This window comes from Mesorhizobium sp. WSM4815 (genome assembly GCF_055811575.1).
Genome location: NZ_JBVVQS010000074.1, coordinates 1 through 14,843, shown reverse-complemented (window position 1 = coordinate 14,843; position 14,843 = coordinate 1). Strand labels below are relative to the sequence as shown.

General features: G+C 63.5%; 12 protein-coding genes. 11 read left to right on the top strand and 1 reads right to left on the bottom strand.

The features are described from left to right. The first annotated feature begins 189 nt into the window (after positions 1-189). The 4 genes from AC0L2B_RS03400 (at position 190) to AC0L2B_RS03385 (ending at position 5,092) form a co-directional block, all read left to right on the top strand. Positions 190-1,149, top strand: coding sequence for a WD40 repeat domain-containing protein (locus AC0L2B_RS03400; protein WP_473744180.1), 960 nt, complete (start codon positions 190-192; stop codon positions 1,147-1,149). Continuing rightward, positions 1,137-1,670, top strand: a complete 534-nt coding sequence (locus tag AC0L2B_RS03395; RefSeq protein WP_473744178.1) for a WD40 repeat domain-containing protein — start codon at positions 1,137-1,139, stop codon at positions 1,668-1,670. Before AC0L2B_RS03400 ends, AC0L2B_RS03395 begins: the two co-directional genes overlap by 13 nt. A gap of 81 nt (positions 1,671-1,751) precedes the next feature. Next, a complete protein-coding gene (locus AC0L2B_RS03390; protein WP_473744177.1) occupies positions 1,752-3,026 on the top strand; it encodes a tetratricopeptide repeat protein in 1,275 nt (424 codons plus the stop codon). Positions 3,027-3,079: 53 nt separating this feature from the next. Then, positions 3,080-5,092: an amidase gene (locus AC0L2B_RS03385; protein ID WP_473744175.1), complete on the top strand. Its 2,013-nt coding sequence runs from the start codon at positions 3,080-3,082 to the stop codon at positions 5,090-5,092. 58 nt (positions 5,093-5,150) lie between these two features. Here the strand turns inward: AC0L2B_RS03385 and AC0L2B_RS03380 are convergent, their stop codons facing one another. Next, on the bottom strand, positions 5,151-5,480 hold the full coding sequence (locus AC0L2B_RS03380) for a hypothetical protein (protein ID WP_023799016.1): 330 nt from the start codon (positions 5,478-5,480) through the stop codon (positions 5,151-5,153). A 177-nt stretch (positions 5,481-5,657) separates the two neighbouring features. Here AC0L2B_RS03380 and AC0L2B_RS03375 point away from each other — a divergent pair, with 177 nt between their 5' ends. The 7 genes from AC0L2B_RS03375 to AC0L2B_RS03345 all read left to right on the top strand — a co-directional run bounded on the left by AC0L2B_RS03375 (position 5,658) and on the right by AC0L2B_RS03345 (position 14,477). Beyond that, on the top strand, positions 5,658-7,280 hold the full coding sequence (locus tag AC0L2B_RS03375) for an ABC-F family ATP-binding cassette domain-containing protein (RefSeq protein ID WP_473744174.1): 1,623 nt from the start codon (positions 5,658-5,660) through the stop codon (positions 7,278-7,280). Between the two features lie 947 nt (positions 7,281-8,227). After that, positions 8,228-9,532: a mechanosensitive ion channel family protein gene (locus AC0L2B_RS03370; RefSeq protein WP_473744173.1), complete on the top strand. Its 1,305-nt coding sequence runs from the start codon at positions 8,228-8,230 to the stop codon at positions 9,530-9,532. 364 nt (positions 9,533-9,896) lie between these two features. Further along, positions 9,897-11,015 carry a KamA family radical SAM protein gene (locus AC0L2B_RS03365; RefSeq protein WP_473744171.1) on the top strand — a complete coding sequence of 373 codons (1,119 nt, stop codon included), beginning with the start codon at positions 9,897-9,899 and terminating at the stop codon, positions 11,013-11,015. Between the two features lie 160 nt (positions 11,016-11,175). Then, positions 11,176-11,937: a BA14K family protein gene (locus AC0L2B_RS03360; RefSeq protein WP_473744170.1), complete on the top strand. Its 762-nt coding sequence runs from the start codon at positions 11,176-11,178 to the stop codon at positions 11,935-11,937. A gap of 126 nt (positions 11,938-12,063) precedes the next feature. After that, positions 12,064-12,393 carry a DUF2934 domain-containing protein gene (locus AC0L2B_RS03355; RefSeq protein ID WP_473744168.1) on the top strand — a complete coding sequence of 110 codons (330 nt, stop codon included), beginning with the start codon at positions 12,064-12,066 and terminating at the stop codon, positions 12,391-12,393. Positions 12,394-12,396: 3 nt separating this feature from the next. Continuing rightward, positions 12,397-12,546, top strand: a complete 150-nt coding sequence (locus AC0L2B_RS03350; protein ID WP_473744167.1) for a hypothetical protein — start codon at positions 12,397-12,399, stop codon at positions 12,544-12,546. Positions 12,547-12,704: 158 nt separating this feature from the next. Continuing rightward, a complete protein-coding gene (locus AC0L2B_RS03345; protein WP_473744166.1) occupies positions 12,705-14,477 on the top strand; it encodes an adenylate/guanylate cyclase domain-containing protein in 1,773 nt (590 codons plus the stop codon). Positions 14,478-14,843: the final 366 nt, after the last annotated feature.

Below are 14,843 nucleotides of genomic sequence, written 5' to 3'. Positions count from 1 at the left end.
GCGATTCTAGCGCGCGACCGGGCAACATTGCGGCGACCAAGAGTGTCGCCAGGCCATATCGAGCGCTTTGGCGTAGGCGCGCGTTTTGCGCTCGCTGTTTCGCTCTTCGGAATTGACCGGGCATCGACAAGCCCGACGCCGACCTGCATCATTGCGGGCGAAGCGAACAACGGCGCGAGGGGTGCCCCGATGAACAGGTTTGTCGACAGGCTGCTCGCGGCGCTGCTGCTGGCGATCGGCATGCTCTGCTTCACACGCGTGTATTTCGCGCTGGGCGGCGGGGATGTCGGCGACGCTTTCGCGTCGGTGCGCCTGGCTTTCTTCGGGACAGCGGGCGTTGTCTCAGCCCTTGCAGCCCTGCTGTTCTGGGCCGGCCTGTTGCCGAGCCGGTCGACGCACGATCCGAAGGCGCCTCTGTTCGGCAGGGGCGCCGAACTGCAACCCGCCGGAAGACCACGCCTGCGGCGGCTCCTTGCCGTCGTTCCGTTCCTCGCCGTGCTCGCTCTGGTGGCCGACCAACTCGGCCCGTGGTCGCGGCAGCCACAGGACGCCGGCAAAAGCCTGATCGCCGAGCAAACCGTGCCGAGCGCGCCGGAAAGCCAAGAGGTCACCAGCGCACCGGCCCCGGAACCGGAAGCGGCTCCTGCCTCGCCATCCGAGGTCGCGCTTGCCCCACCTGTCTCACCGCCGGAGCCTGCTCCAGCCCCGGCTGCGCCACCGCAGACCGTCGCGCCGCTGCCTCAGGCTCCGCCGCCGCAGCCGACGCAGCCCGATGGCCACCGCGAACCCGTCGTCTGGCTGGCGGTGGCGTCCGACGGTCACTCGATCATGAGCGCCAGTACCGACCGCACGATCAAGCTCTGGGATATCGACGGCAAGCGCCTGATCCGCACCCTCGGCATCCACAAGGACATGGCGCGTACCGCGCTTTTCCTGCCCGATGGGGCGCGGGCGCTGACGGCGGGCGACGATGGCGAGATCGTGCTGCGCCAGCTCGCCGATGGCGCGGTGCTGCACGTCTTCTCGTCAGGCCAGAACGGCGGCGTCAACAAGCTGGCGATCAGCCCCGATGGCAAACGTGCAGTCAGCGGGCACGACACCGGCAGGTCATCGTCTGGGATATCGAGAAAGGCTCGGTGCTGCATGTGATGCCAGGGCACGACTGGTCGATCAGCGGGGTCGCCGTCTCGCCCGACGGCACACGCGCGATCAGCGGCAGTATCGAGGGCACACTAAAACTATGGGACATCGACACTGGCAAGCAGCTGCGCAGCTGGCACGGGCATGAGCGCGGCCCCTATGGCGTGGTGTTCACGGCCGACGGGCGCCATCTGATCACCGGCAGCGGCGATTATACGATCAAGCTCTGGGATCTCGACAGCGGCCGCGAAGTCCGCCGCCTCGAGGGCCATTCGGGCACGGTCTATGCGCTGGCGCTGTCGACCGACAACAAGCGGCTGCTGTCCGGCTCGCTCGACGGCACGGCACGGCTGTGGGACATGGAAACCGGCAGCGAGACCGCGCTGTTCGACAGCCGGTCCGGACCGGTCTACGCCGTGGCGTTCGCCGCCGACGGCACAGTGCTGACCGGCGGCTACGACCGCACCATCCGAGACTGGCCGGCAGGCGGCGGAGACGGGGTGGTGTTTTTCGCCGGAGCGCCAGATTGATTAGATTTTCAAGGTGCGGATGTTTCGGGAAGAGGCGGCGTGCGCTAATGATTACCGCTATCGACAAATGGATTGGCGAACATGAGCAGTGAAGATTGGCCGCTTGAGGCGAACAGAACTGTGTCCATTTTGCCCGTGCCACATCGCCGAAGACTCTTTCCCATCGTCTTGCTTGTGTTGGCTGCTGTCGTGCTGTTTTGGCCAGCTCGCAATTATTACGCTCAGTGGTCGGCCATCCAGAAGGCGCAAGCGGCATTCCTCGCCAAGGACTACGCCGAGGCATTCCGCCAGTGGAAGATAGTGGCCGACGCCGGCAACCCCGTTGCGCAGAACAATATTGGCCTGATGTATTGGTCAGGCCAGGGCGTTGCGCAGAATGACGCACTGGCAGTGAACTTGTGGCGCCAGTCCGCAGAGGCAGGAAACCTAGATGGTGCGTCCGGCCTCAGCCAAGCTTATTATGATGGCAGAGGTGTCGGAAAGGACGATCGGTTGGCCTTAATGTGGGCGCGGAAGGCTGCGGACAATGGGCACGCAAATGGTCAACACTTCCTTGGCGTTCTCTATTCAGAAGGTCGAGCGGTGGCGAAGGACGACCGCCAGGCGTTCGAATGGTGGATGAAAGCCGCGGCCAGCGACCTCGCCGATGCGCAATATGCCGTTGGAACTGCGTATGCGTTGGGAAAAGGCGTGGGCAAGGATGAAGCACAGGCATTTTCCTGGTTCAGTAAGGCGGCCGATCAGGGATATCCCAACGCTCAATTCGCTGTTGGCCAAGCCTATTCACAGGGTTGGGGGGTACAACATGATCATGGTCTGGCTGCGGTCTGGTGGCGTAAAGCGTCCGAACAGGCCAACCCCCAGGCACAAGCCGCGCTTGGCTATGCGTACTCAATCGGCAATGGTGTTCCCCAAAGCGATGCGGACGCGGCGTCTTGGTGGCTCAAGGCGGCCAATCAGGGAGACGTCAGTTCGCAACTGAACCTGGGGGGCGCCTATTCGAAAGGCGCCGGTGTTAGCCAAAGCAAGGCGGACGCGGTTTCGTGGTGGCTCAAGGCCGCAAAGCAGGGAGATATCCAGGCTCAGCTCCACGTGGCATACGCCTATGCCAATGGTGAAGGCATCGCCAGAGACGACAAGTCCGCCGAGTCTTGGTGGCTGGCTGCCGCGAAAACGGGAAATGTCGATGCCGAAGCCAGCCTTGGGATGCTGTACTATCGCGGTATCGATGGACAACCGAATTACAAGGAAGCCTCCAAGTGGCTGCTCAGGGCCTCTTCCCATGGCGATCCCGCTGTCCAGATTTATCTGGATATGATGAAGGAAGATGGTCTGTTGGACACCAAGACACTATAGGCGAAGATCATATTCGACACTGTTTTGGATAACACACGCTTGGCTTTCCCAAAGTGATCGATCTCCACATCGTCGAGGCGTCCATCGCACAGCTGCGGCAGGCGCTGGAGGCCGGCACCGTCACCAGCGTCGAGCTGGTCGGCGCGTATCTCAGGCGCATCGCCAGGTACGACCGCCATGGCATCGCCCTCAACGCCGTTCCGGTGCTCAATCCCAAAATGTTCGAGGAGGCGGCCGCGTCCGACTGGCGCCGCAGGAAAGGTGCTGCGCTCGGGCCGCTGGACGGCATCCCCTACACCGCCAAGGACAGCTACAAGGTATCAGGCCTGACAGTGGCCGCCGGCTCGCCGGCCTTCGAGCATCTCATCGCCAACGAGGACGCCTTCACCATCGGGCGGCTGCGGGCCGGCGGCGCGGTGCTGATCGGACTGACCAATATGCCGCCAATGGCCAATGGCGGCATGCAGCGCGGCGTCTACGGCCGGGCGGAAAGCCCCTACAATGCCGATTACCTGACCGCCGCCTTCGCGTCGGGCTCGTCGAATGGTTCCGGCACCGCGACCGCCGCCAGCTTCGCCGCCTTCGGGCTTGGCGAGGAGACGTGGTCGTCGGGCCGCGCGCCGGCGTCGAACAACGCGCTGGTCGCCTACACGCCGTCGCGCGGCGTCATTTCGGTGCGCGGCAACTGGCCGCTGGTGCCGACGATGGACGTGGTGGTGCCGCATACGCGCAGCGTGCCCGACATGCTCGAACTGCTCGACGTGATCGTCGCCGACGACCCGAACACAAGGGGCGATTTCTGGCGCGCGCAGCTCTGGGTGGCGCTGCCGAAGAGCTCGGATGTACGGCCGCCACGCTACACCGGCCTCGAGCTGGAGGGAGCGCTGCGAGGCATGCGGCTCGGCGTGCCCCGCATGTATATCGGCCGCGATACGGAGGCCGAAATTGCGATCCAGACCCGCGCCTCGGTGCTGGAACTGTGGCAGCAGGCGGCGGCCGATCTGCGGCGGCTCGGCGCTGATGTGGTCGAGGTCGATTTTCCTGTCGTCTCCAACTACGAGCGCGACCGGCCGGGCACAAAAAACATGGTCGATCGCGGGCTGATTCCCAAAGGATTCGCCGAGCGCGAGATCTGGGACCTGTGCGTCTTCGCCTGGGACGATTTCCTGCGCGCCAATGCCGACCCTGCCATCCCCGATCTCGCGTCGGTCGACGGCGCAAAAATCTTTCCGCAGGCGCCGGGCACGCTGCCGGACCGTTATGAGGACAGTTTTGATGTGGCGGAATATGTCGAGCGGGCCAAGCGCGGCGTCACGCCATTCCTGGCCATTCCCGAGTTGCAGGCCGGCCTGAAAGGCCTGGAGGCGACGCGGCGCATCGATTTCGAGGATTGGCTCGCCGCGCAACGGCTCGACGCGGTGGTGTTTCCCGCCGTCGCCGATGTCGGGCCGGCCGATGCGGATGTCAACGAGGCCTCCGCAGCACTGGCCTGGCGCAATGGCACCTGGGTCGCCAACGGCAATCTGGTGTGGCGCCATCTCGGCATTCCGACCGTCACCGTGCCGATGGGCGCGATGGCCGATATCGGCATGCCGGTCGGCCTAACCTTCGCTGGCAAGGCCTATGACGACACCCGGCTGCTGCGGCTGGCCGGCGACTTCGAGCGTTTTGGCCAGCGCCGCAGCCGCCCGCCGCGCACGCCGGAACGTCCCGACGATGTTTTTTTCGCCCGACACAACGCGAGCATGCGCGGCGAGACGCCGCCGCTGACCGTGGCGCTTGCCGCCGAGACGCGCCATGCCGGTGATCAGGACGAGATAACAGTCACGCTAGATGTGGCCGGAACGGGAATCGAGACCAGCGTGAACGTCCATGTCAACGGCGAGCCCATTCGCACGCAACGGACCGGCGCGCGCTTCACCGGGCGTGCAGTCGTACCGGCCAAAGAGCATGAGAGAATCCACAACGTCTGGCGCGGCTCGTACGGCTCGATCGTCACCGCTATCGTGCGTCTTGAAGACGGACGCGCCGCAGGCGCCTACATGGTGACCGGCGGGATCGGCTGACCGTCGCGCTTCGCCTTGTGCTACGGCGCGCCGTCTGCGATCGGCTTTTCAATTCGCGTCAATCCGGCTTGCAGGGGTCGGCTTTTGCCGCTGCTGTCTTCTCGCCCTCCTGCTGCGCCTCGACATCCTGCTGCGAGGTGGCAAGGTTTTTATCGCCACCGGCTTCCTGGTTGGCAAGCGGCATGGTGTTGCCGGTCTTGTTGGCCGGGCCGCCCTTTACCCTGTTACCGGTATTCGCGTCGGTTTCGAGGGGCGCGCGCGTTGCGTCTTTTGCGACGCCTGATTGAGCTTCGATCGATGCGGTCGTGTCGTGGCAGGTAGCGCTTGCCGTGCCGGCCGTCAGCCCGATCATTGAGGTGGCGAGCAAAATAGCGGTTAGGGTCTTCATCTCGTCCTCCTTCGCTGTTTGAGGTCATCCTTTCTAAACTGCCGGCACTATCTGAGGTTCCGCCAATTCAGTTCGAACTTCGAATGTGGCGTCCTATTCCCGTGATTTGCGGGCTTCCGCAGGCGCCGCCTATCGCGTATTGGCGCGGGGAAACTCCCTTGGGCGCGCGTGAAAAGCATGATTCGACTGGAAAGCATCAGCAAGCAGAACGGCCGGCAGATCGTCTTCATCGAGGCCTCCGCCTCCCTGCAGAAGGGCGAGAAGGTCGGCCTGGTCGGCCCCAACGGCGCCGGCAAGACGACGCTGTTTCGCCTGATCAACGGCGAGGAGCAGCCCGACGAGGGCCAGGTCTCGGTCGATCGCGGCGTCACCATCGGCTATTTCAGCCAGGATGTCGGCGACATGGCGGGCCGCAGCGCGGTCGCCGAAGTGATGGACGGCGCCGGGCCGGTGAGCGAAGTGGCGGCCGAGATGGGCGCGCTCGAAGCGGCCATGGGCGATCCCGATCGCGCCGACGAGATGGACGCCATCATCGCCCGCTACGGCGACCTGCAGGCGCGTTTCGAGGAACTCGACGGCTATGCGCTGGATGGCCGCGCCCGTGAGGTGCTGGACGGCCTCGGTTTCAGCCAGGAGATGATGGACGGCGACGTCGGAAAACTTTCCGGCGGCTGGAAGATGCGCGTGGCGCTGGCCAGGATCCTGCTGATGCGGCCCGACGCCATGCTGCTTGACGAGCCGAGCAACCATCTCGACCTGGAAAGCCTGATCTGGCTGGAGCAGTTCCTGAAGAATTATGACGGCGCCCTGCTGATGACCTCGCACGACCGCGAGTTCATGAACCGCATCGTCGACAAGGTGGTGGAGATCGATGGCGGCTCGCTGACCGCTTACTCCGGCAACTATGAATTCTACCAGCAGCAGCGGGCTATCGCCGACCGGCAGCAGCAGGCGCAGTTCGAGCGCCAGCAGGCGATGCTGGCCAAGGAGATCGCCTTCATCGAGCGCTTCAAGGCACGCGCCTCGCACGCCGCCCAGGTGCAGAGCCGGGTGAAGAAGCTGGAGAAGATCGACCGCGTCGAGCCGCCAAAACGCCGCCAGAAAGTGTCGTTCGACTTCCAGCCGGCGCCGCGCTGCGGCGAGGACGTGGTGACGCTGAAGAACGTCCACAAGGGCTATGGCAGCCGCCCGATCTATCAGGGGCTGGATTTCCAGGTGCGCCGTCGCGAGCGCTGGTGCGTGATGGGCATCAACGGCGCCGGCAAGTCGACGCTGCTGAAGCTGGTGGCCGGCGCTTCCGCGCCGGACAATGGCACGGTGGCACGCGGACCCAGCGTCAAGATGGGCTATTTCGCCCAGCACGCCATGGAAGTGCTGGAGGGCGAACGCACCGTGTTCCAGACGCTGGAGGATGCGTTTCCGCAGGCAGGCCAGGCGCCGTTGCGCGCGCTGGCCGGCTGCTTCGGCTTTTCCGGCGACGAGATCGAAAAGAAATGCCGGGTGCTGTCGGGCGGCGAGAAGGCGCGGCTGGTGATGGCGTTGATGCTGTTCGACCCGCCCAACCTGCTGGTGCTGGACGAGCCGACCAACCACCTCGACATCTCCACCAAGGAGATGCTGATCACGGCACTTTCGCAGTATGAGGGCACCATGCTGTTCGTCTCGCATGATCGGCATTTTCTGGCGGCGCTGTCGAACCGGGTCCTGGAACTGACGCCCGAGGGGATTCATACCTACGGCGGCGGCTATACGGAGTATGTCGAGCGAACGGGGCAGGAGGCGCCTGGGCTGCGGCGATAGGATAGGCGCATGTCGCCTGGTTTTTCTTCACAGGGGATTTGGTTCTTTGACTGTCGGTCGCTGCCAGCCGGCCTGCAGCCGCCGATCCAACGCTGGCGATTGGCCAAATCCCACCACGCCTTCGTCACCCCAAGGCGAAGCAAGGAGCGAAGCGACGCGGCGCAGACCCTGGGATCCATGCCGTTACCTCAGAGCGTCACGACTGTGCAGAACCTTTGATGGCGGAGCGAGGCGCCCCCCTCTGTCCTGCCGGACATCTCCCCCACAAGGGGGGAGATTGGCCGTCATTGCGGCTTTCGGCAATGTCCAACGTTGATGAACAGACGCCGTCAGCGAAGCGGCCGATCTCCCTCCAAGTGGGGGAGATGTCCGGCAGGACAGAGGGGGGCGCCAAGGATCGCTATATTTATCCTGAGCCGCTGCTTTCTTTGGCTGATGTCACGGCATAGATGCCAGGGTCTGCGCCGCGTCGCTTCGCTCCTTGCTTCGCCTTGGGGTGACGAAGTGAAGGATGTATCGTCAACGTGAATTGAGGAGCGGGCAGGAGGCGCCTGGATTGCGGAGCTGAGCTGCCGCGAGGAAGGCCGAGCGGCCCGGCGTCGTTGGCCTGAGGGGGGCGGGACTGGCGCCGAGCCTAACCGGTTGGGGGGTAGATCACCGGCCACCTGCATACATACGCTAAATCTAATTTAAGAGCAAGCTAATGTAAGAGCGATTCAATGTTGCGCGTTGGCGATTTTCCAGCGGTTGTTTCCAATCGGTTGTTGTTTCTGGCGGCCGCTGCCTGGCCGCGTGCGTCACTCTTATGGCGGCGGCTATACCCGACATGTTGAGCGCACCGGCCAAGAGGCGTCGGGGGCGCGGGGTGAAGCGCAAGAGCGCCGGCTTGACCCTGCACCAGGCCGGCGACATTGTGCTGGTCGCCAGTCCATAACGGTCGTGTGGGAATGGATTTTCGCAACGCCATCGATGAATCGCTGGCCTGGGCCAGCCGATGGTTCGACTACGCCGTCACGCCGTGGTTTTTCTATCAGGCTGCCATCATCGTCGTGCTCTTCCTGGTCGCGAAGCTCGCGGCGCAGCGCATCGAACCGCTCGTGGAGAACCGGGCACGCCAGATCAAGGGGCATCCCGGACTGTTGAGGGTCGTCGTTGCCCTGTTGCGGCGCACCGACTGGATACTGTTCACGGTCTTCCTGCTTGCCGCGCTCGTTCTCATGCGCGCCGTCACCTGGCCAAGCCGGACCCATTTCATCTATATCGCGCTCTCGTTATCGCTTGCGTGGCTGTTTGCGTCGGTGCTGTCGCGCATCGTCCGCAATCGCTTTGTCGCGCGGGCTCTCGCCTGGCTGACCTGGATCTATGCGGCCCTCGTCATCCTGGGCATCGATGACGACGCCGCGACGTTCCTGGAAGGCCTTGCAATACCTTTGGGCGCGGTGCGCCTTTCGGCGCTCATGGTGCTGAAAGCGGCGCTGCTGCTGATCGCCACGGTTTGGCTTGCGGTGGTCGTCGGCAAGTATATCGACGAGCGCGTCCGCATCTCCGAAGAGCTGACGCCCTCGATCCGCGTCCTCGTCGGCAAGGTCGCAAAGGTCGGCCTTGTGCTGGTGGCGGGTGCCATCGCCCTGTCTTCCGTCGGACTAGACCTGACGGCCCTGACGATATTCTCCGGCGCCGTCGGCGTCGGCCTGGCTTTCGGGCTGCAGAAGGTGGTTTCGAATTTCGTCTCCGGCATGATCATCCTGCTCGACAAGTCGATCAAGCCGGGCGACACCATTTCGCTCGAAGGCACTTTCGGCTGGGTGCGCGAATTGCGGGCGCGGTTTGTCTCGGTGGTGACGCGCGATGGCCGCGAATACCTGATCCCGAACGAGGACTTCATCACCCAAAGGGTCATCAACTGGTCGTTCAGCGATAACCTTGTGCGGCTCGACGTGAATTTCGGCGTCTCTTACGACGCTGACCCGCATAAGGTCAGTGAACTGGCCATCAAGGCCGCCATGAGCGTCGGCCGGGTCGAAGCGGACCGGCGGCCGGTCTGCTGGCTCACCGACTTCGGCGAATCCTCGCTCAATTTCGTCCTGCGCTTCTGGATCCACGACCCTCAGCAAGGCCTGACCAACGTGCGTGGCAGGGTGCTGCTGGCGCTGTGGGACACTTTTAGGGAAAACGGCATAGACATCCCCTATCCGCATCGCGAGATCATCATGAAGCCGGATGGGCGTGCTGAGAAATCAGGCGGGCGCTGAAGCTGCCAATCTCCCCCCTTGTGGGTCCCTTGTGGGCCGGTCAATCGCATTTGGATTCTTGCGAAGGTGGACCCCCACCCTAACCCTCCCCACAAGGGGAGGGAACGCTGCCGCGCGCCTTAACTTCCCCTTTGGCGCCCGAAAGGCATGGCAATTTGCCGAGGTCAGCGCAAACGGAAGTCTCCCTCCCCCTTGTGGGGAGGGGCTAGGGGTGGGGGTACATCGTAGAGCGAAAGCCTCGGCTTTCCACCTGCAATAGCCCTGCCTTCGCGGGGGAGATTGGCAGCTTCGCCGCCGAGTGCACCCGGCAAGGGTTCGCACCTCGGCTCCAATGCTGTACAGCCCCGAATTCAAGGAGCCTGCGATGACCTCACACCTCGACATCCCCGATGCCGGCATGGCGGCCGACGACGACGCCGCGTGGCAGGGCGATGTTCGCGCCGGCGTGCGGCAGGTGCGCGATCTCGACTCCCTGCCGCTGTCGCCAGCCGAGCGCGCGGCGGCTCAAGCCGCGGCCACGCGCCACAAGGTTCGCATCCCAAAAGCCTATGTCGACCTGATCGACTGGAGCGACCCCGCCGATCCGATCCGGCTTCAGGTCATCCCGTCGCCCGAAGAGCTGGCCGAGCAGGAAGGCGAGCTCGACGATCCGATCGCCGACCATGCCTTCAGGCCGGTGCCGCGATTGACGCATCGCCATGCCGACCGGGTTCTGCTGTTTGCGACCTACCAGTGCGCGGTCTATTGCCGGTTCTGCTTTCGCAAGGAGTCGCTGACCTCGATCGGCCGGGGTTTTTCGCGCGAGGCGCTGGAGCCGGCCTTCGCCTATATCGAGGGCCACCCCGAAATCCGCGAGGTGATCCTGACCGGAGGCGACCCGCTGTCGCTGCCGGACAAGGCGCTGGCAGAAATCCGCGCCCGCATCGAGGCGGTTGCGCATGTGCGGCTCTTGCGCATCCACACCCGCGTGCCCGTAGCGCTTCCCTCGCGCGTCACGTCAGGAATGGTTCGCTCGCTGCAGGGCCGGCTGATGGTCACAGTCGTCACCCATTTCAACCACGCGCGGGAGATCACGCCGGCCACCGAAGAAGCCTGCCGCGCGTTGCGGCAGGGCGGCTTCGTGCTGCTCAACCAGAGCGTCCTGCTGAAAGGCGTCAACGACACGGTCGAGGTGCTGGAGGAACTGTGCCGCGAGCTGATGTACCGCCTCGGCATAAAACCCTATTACCTGCACCACGGCGACCTCGCGCGCGGCATGGCGCACCGGCGCACCACGATTGCCGAGGGACGGGCGCTGGTCAGCGCCTTGCGGGCGCGCCTGTCGGGCATCTGCAACCCCGTCTACGTGCTGGATCTGCCGGATGGCGGCGGCAAGGTGCCGCTCGGCCTGTGCCATGTCGAGGCGCAGGACGGCGATACCTGGCGGATTCGCGGGCAGGATGGCGAACTGAGGACCTATACCGAGCTTGTCGGCGATCCTTAGAAAGCTGGGTTCCTCGCCCCGCGAAGCGGGCAGAGGTGGCTCGGCGAAGCCGAGACGGAGGGGGGCTTCCTTTGCGCACGGAAGTTCATGCTGCCGCGCTTGGTTGGAACCGGATCCAATGCCTCGCATTTTAACAGATGACGGGGCAAAGGAGCGCAAGGTGAAAGCTTTATCGGCGGTACTTGGCGGCTTCGTGCTGACGCTGGCGGTTTTCGCCAGCGGATTGGCCTTCGCCCTCTGGATTCTCTTCGCCGAACCGGTGCGGCCGGTCGCTCCGACTTCCAGCGTTGCCGAACTGTGGCCGAGGGAGCCGCGGAAGGTGAACCCCGCTTCGCAGCAGCTTGAGCGCCTTCCCGCCCGCGCGGCCCCAGAGGTCGCAGAGGTACCAGAGGTCCCGGCGGTCCCAGAGGTCCCAGAGGTCCCAGAGGTCCCAGAGGTTGCAGCGGTCCCGGCTGATCAGGCCCCATTTGATCAGGCCCCAGATGATCGCACCGCGAAGCCTGCGGATGCCGCAGCTCCGGCGCCCGACACCACCGCTACCGCCTCCATCAAGCCGGCAACGCCGGCGACCAACGAGCAGCAGGCGATGCCCGCCGCCCATGTGGAATGGTGCGCAAGCCGCTACCGCTCCTACAGGCCAAGCGACGACCACTACACATCCTACAGCGGAGAGCAGCGTCCCTGCATCTCGCCCTATCTCGATGCCGGTGCGGCCGACCGCGCCGCTCCCGACGATGGCGCCAGCTATGTCGAGACGACCGACATGTCGCCAATGGATGGCGAGGTTGCGTCGGATGAAAGCGGCGGCGCCTGGCTTCCGCCCGACCACGTAGAATATTGCTTCAGCCGCTACCGCTCCTATCGGCCGGAAGACAACACCTACCAGCCCTATTCCGGCGGCCCGCGCCGGCAGTGCGAGTAGCCGGCAGGTGGCGGACTGGCGGCCGCAGCGCATGGCGCCTGGGCAACCCGTCCAACGATCACGCAGACTTCTTGGATCGTTCGGGTTGGCGCGGCGTTCATCCGAATACCCACAGGAGGAATCAGCATGAGCGACGACCGGGAAGACAGGATTCGTGAGCGCGCATACCAGATCTGGGAACGCGAAGGCGGGATTCATGGCGATCCCGAGCGGCACTGGCACCGGGCCGAGGCCGAGATCGACAGGGAGGCAGCCCTGCCGCTGACCGCAGGCGATGCCCTGCCGGAAACCCGCGAGGTCGCGAGCTCCGACGTCTTGACGGTGGAGGCCCTGGCGGTGCGCACCGGCATATCGGGCGAACAGGCGCAGGAACTGATCGACAGGCTGGGCAACGACCGGGCGGCGATCGAACAAACCGCGCGCAACCTCAAGGGGAAGCAGCGGCTCGGGGAGTGACAGATGATCAGAAAACTCAAAGACGGAAAATACCGCCTCTATTCGCGCAAGAAGGACGAAAAGACCGGCAAGCGCCGCAATCTCGGGACGTTTGACAGCCGCGAGGCTGCGGAGAAGCACGAACGCGAGGTGCAGTATTTCAAGAGGCAATGAGGCGGCGTGCCGTCCCTTGCCAGGCAGCCGCGCCGGATGACCCCTTACTTCGGCGTAGGGTGTAGAATTCTAGCGAGTGCAGGATACCGCTCTGGGGACAGCGAACTTTCATGTTTCCCTGCCTCTTCGTGTTATTGTGGATACGAGGAGATTGGCCCGTGAGCGAGAGCCGCAAGCTAGCCGCGATCCTTGCCGCTGATGTGGTCGGGTACAGCCGGCTGGCGAGCACGGATGAAGATCGTACGTTGGCCCGGTTGCGGGCACTTCGAAGCGACCTGATCGACCCGACCATCGCCGTGTACAACGGTCGTATGGTCAAGCGCACAGGCGATGGTGCGTTGGTTGAATTCCGCAGTGTGGTAGATGCCGTGCGCTGCGCCATAGAAGTGCAGAATGGCATGGTCGAGCGCAACGCCGGCGTGCCCGAGGACCGCCGCATCGAGTTTCGGATTGGGATACATTTGGGCGACGTGGTCGAAGAAAGCGACGGCGACCTGATGGGCGACGGCGTCAACATCGCCTCGCGTCTGGAGGGTGTCGCTGCCCCGGGCACCATCTGCCTGTCCGAAGACGCCTATCGGCAAGTCAAGACGAGACTAGACGTTTCGGTCAGTGATCTCGGCGACACCCAGCTCAAGAATATTGCCGAACCGATCCGGGTTTATTCACTCCGAGTCGGCACCGCGGCTCACGCAAAGGCGCCTGTGACCCACGAACTTTCGGAAGCTCTGCTTTCGACAGCGGCACCGCCTCAGTTATCGATCGCCGTGCTGCCCTTCGCCAACATGAGCGGTGATACCGAGCAGGAATATTTCGCCGACGGAATCTCCGAAGACATCATCACAGCTCTCTCAAAGCTGTCGCAGCTGTTTGTGATCGCTCGCAATTCGTCCTTCACTTTCAAGGGCAGGAACGTGAACGTTCAGGAGGTCGGCCGGAACCTCGGCGTGCATTACGTGCTGGAGGGCAGCGTCCGCAAATCCGGCAACAGGGTACGTATCACCGCGCAGCTTATTGACGCGACCACAGGCGGACATCTGTGGGCGGAGCGCTTCGATCGCAACCTGACCGATATCTTTGCCGTACAGGACGACGTTACGCAGCAAATTGTCGACGCGCTGGCGCTCAACCTGACAAAGGGCGACCAGCAGCGGCTCGCGACCGAGCAAACCGGCAACCTGGACGCATATGACTGCTTTCTTCATGGCCGAGAGCAGCTATGGCGGTTCACGAAAGCGGAAAACATCAAGGGCCGGGAACTGTTGCAACGCGCCGTCGAATTCGATCCGAAATTCGCTCCCGCCTACGCGTTCCTCGCGTTCGCAAACATACTGGACTATGCAAACCAGTGGAGCTCGTCGTGGTCGAACGCAATGGCACAAGCGGAAATGTTCGCGGCACGGGCAGTGGCGCTCGACGATCGATATCCTTACGCACATTGGGCGCTGGGCATCGTCGAATTGTATTCGCGACGGCATGAGGCGGCCATCCGCTCGGCTAAACGCTTGATCGCTCTTGCGCCAAATCTTGCCGAGGGGCACGAAAATCTCGGTTACGCACTGCATTATTCCGGCAAGCCTGAGGACGCACTCCGGTGTTTCGACAGGGCAATGGCCTTGAACCCGTATTATCCGGACGTGTACCTTCACTTCCAGGCGCAAGCGATGTTCCAGTTGCGCAGGTACGAAGAGGCAATTGGGATCCTGAGGCGGCGACTTGTTCGTAACCCTTCCACCGACGTCTCACGCGTGCTCCTGGCGGCGAGCTACGGCCATCTGGGTCGGTTCGAAGAAGCCCGTCGCGAGTGGCAGGAAGTGTTTCGCGTCAACCCCCAATATTCACTGGAACATCGCCGCAAAGTGTTGCCCTACAAGGATCCCAACGATTTCGAGCTGATCGTGGATGGCCTTCGCAAAGCCGGCCTCGTATGAGCACCTGACCGGGCGAGGTCCGGTATTGAACCTTCTGCAGCCGCTGCTTCGAAGGAACAGCACGACCGCTGTGCGGCGCGTTGATGACTGGAGCGGGGCCGTTAGCAGTCAGGCGGCTTAAGACTACCGATTCGCGAAGACCAGACGTTCGCTGGTGCGAGAAGCGTCGTAGCCGTTCCGCTCGAAGAGGCTACTTGCCCGAAGGCACCGATACATCCATTTCTGGCACGTAGCTGGAAATGAAGTTCGAGCATCGCCACATCAGTATACGGACCGGCAGTCTGATGGAACTATTGTCATTGATAACAATCTTTGCGACCGACGAAGCGTCTCGCGACTGCCGTTGATGTTTGAGGAGTGTGAATG

What these genes read in the sequence shown, in the direction of transcription:
- AC0L2B_RS03375 (WP_473744174.1), top strand. Translation starts at nt 5,658, where the DNA reads ATGATTCGACTGGAAAGCATCAGCAAGCAGAACGGCCGGCAGATCGTC.
- AC0L2B_RS03390 (WP_473744177.1), top strand. Translation starts at nt 1,752, where the DNA reads ATGAGCAGTGAAGATTGGCCGCTTGAGGCGAACAGAACTGTGTCCATT.
- AC0L2B_RS03370 (WP_473744173.1), top strand. Translation starts at nt 8,228, where the DNA reads ATGGATTTTCGCAACGCCATCGATGAATCGCTGGCCTGGGCCAGCCGA.
- AC0L2B_RS03380 (WP_023799016.1), bottom strand. Translation starts at nt 5,480, where the DNA reads ATGAAGACCCTAACCGCTATTTTGCTCGCCACCTCAATGATCGGGCTG.
- AC0L2B_RS03400 (WP_473744180.1), top strand. Translation starts at nt 190, where the DNA reads ATGAACAGGTTTGTCGACAGGCTGCTCGCGGCGCTGCTGCTGGCGATC.
- AC0L2B_RS03365 (WP_473744171.1), top strand. Translation starts at nt 9,897, where the DNA reads ATGACCTCACACCTCGACATCCCCGATGCCGGCATGGCGGCCGACGAC.
- AC0L2B_RS03350 (WP_473744167.1), top strand. Translation starts at nt 12,397, where the DNA reads ATGATCAGAAAACTCAAAGACGGAAAATACCGCCTCTATTCGCGCAAG.
- AC0L2B_RS03355 (WP_473744168.1), top strand. Translation starts at nt 12,064, where the DNA reads ATGAGCGACGACCGGGAAGACAGGATTCGTGAGCGCGCATACCAGATC.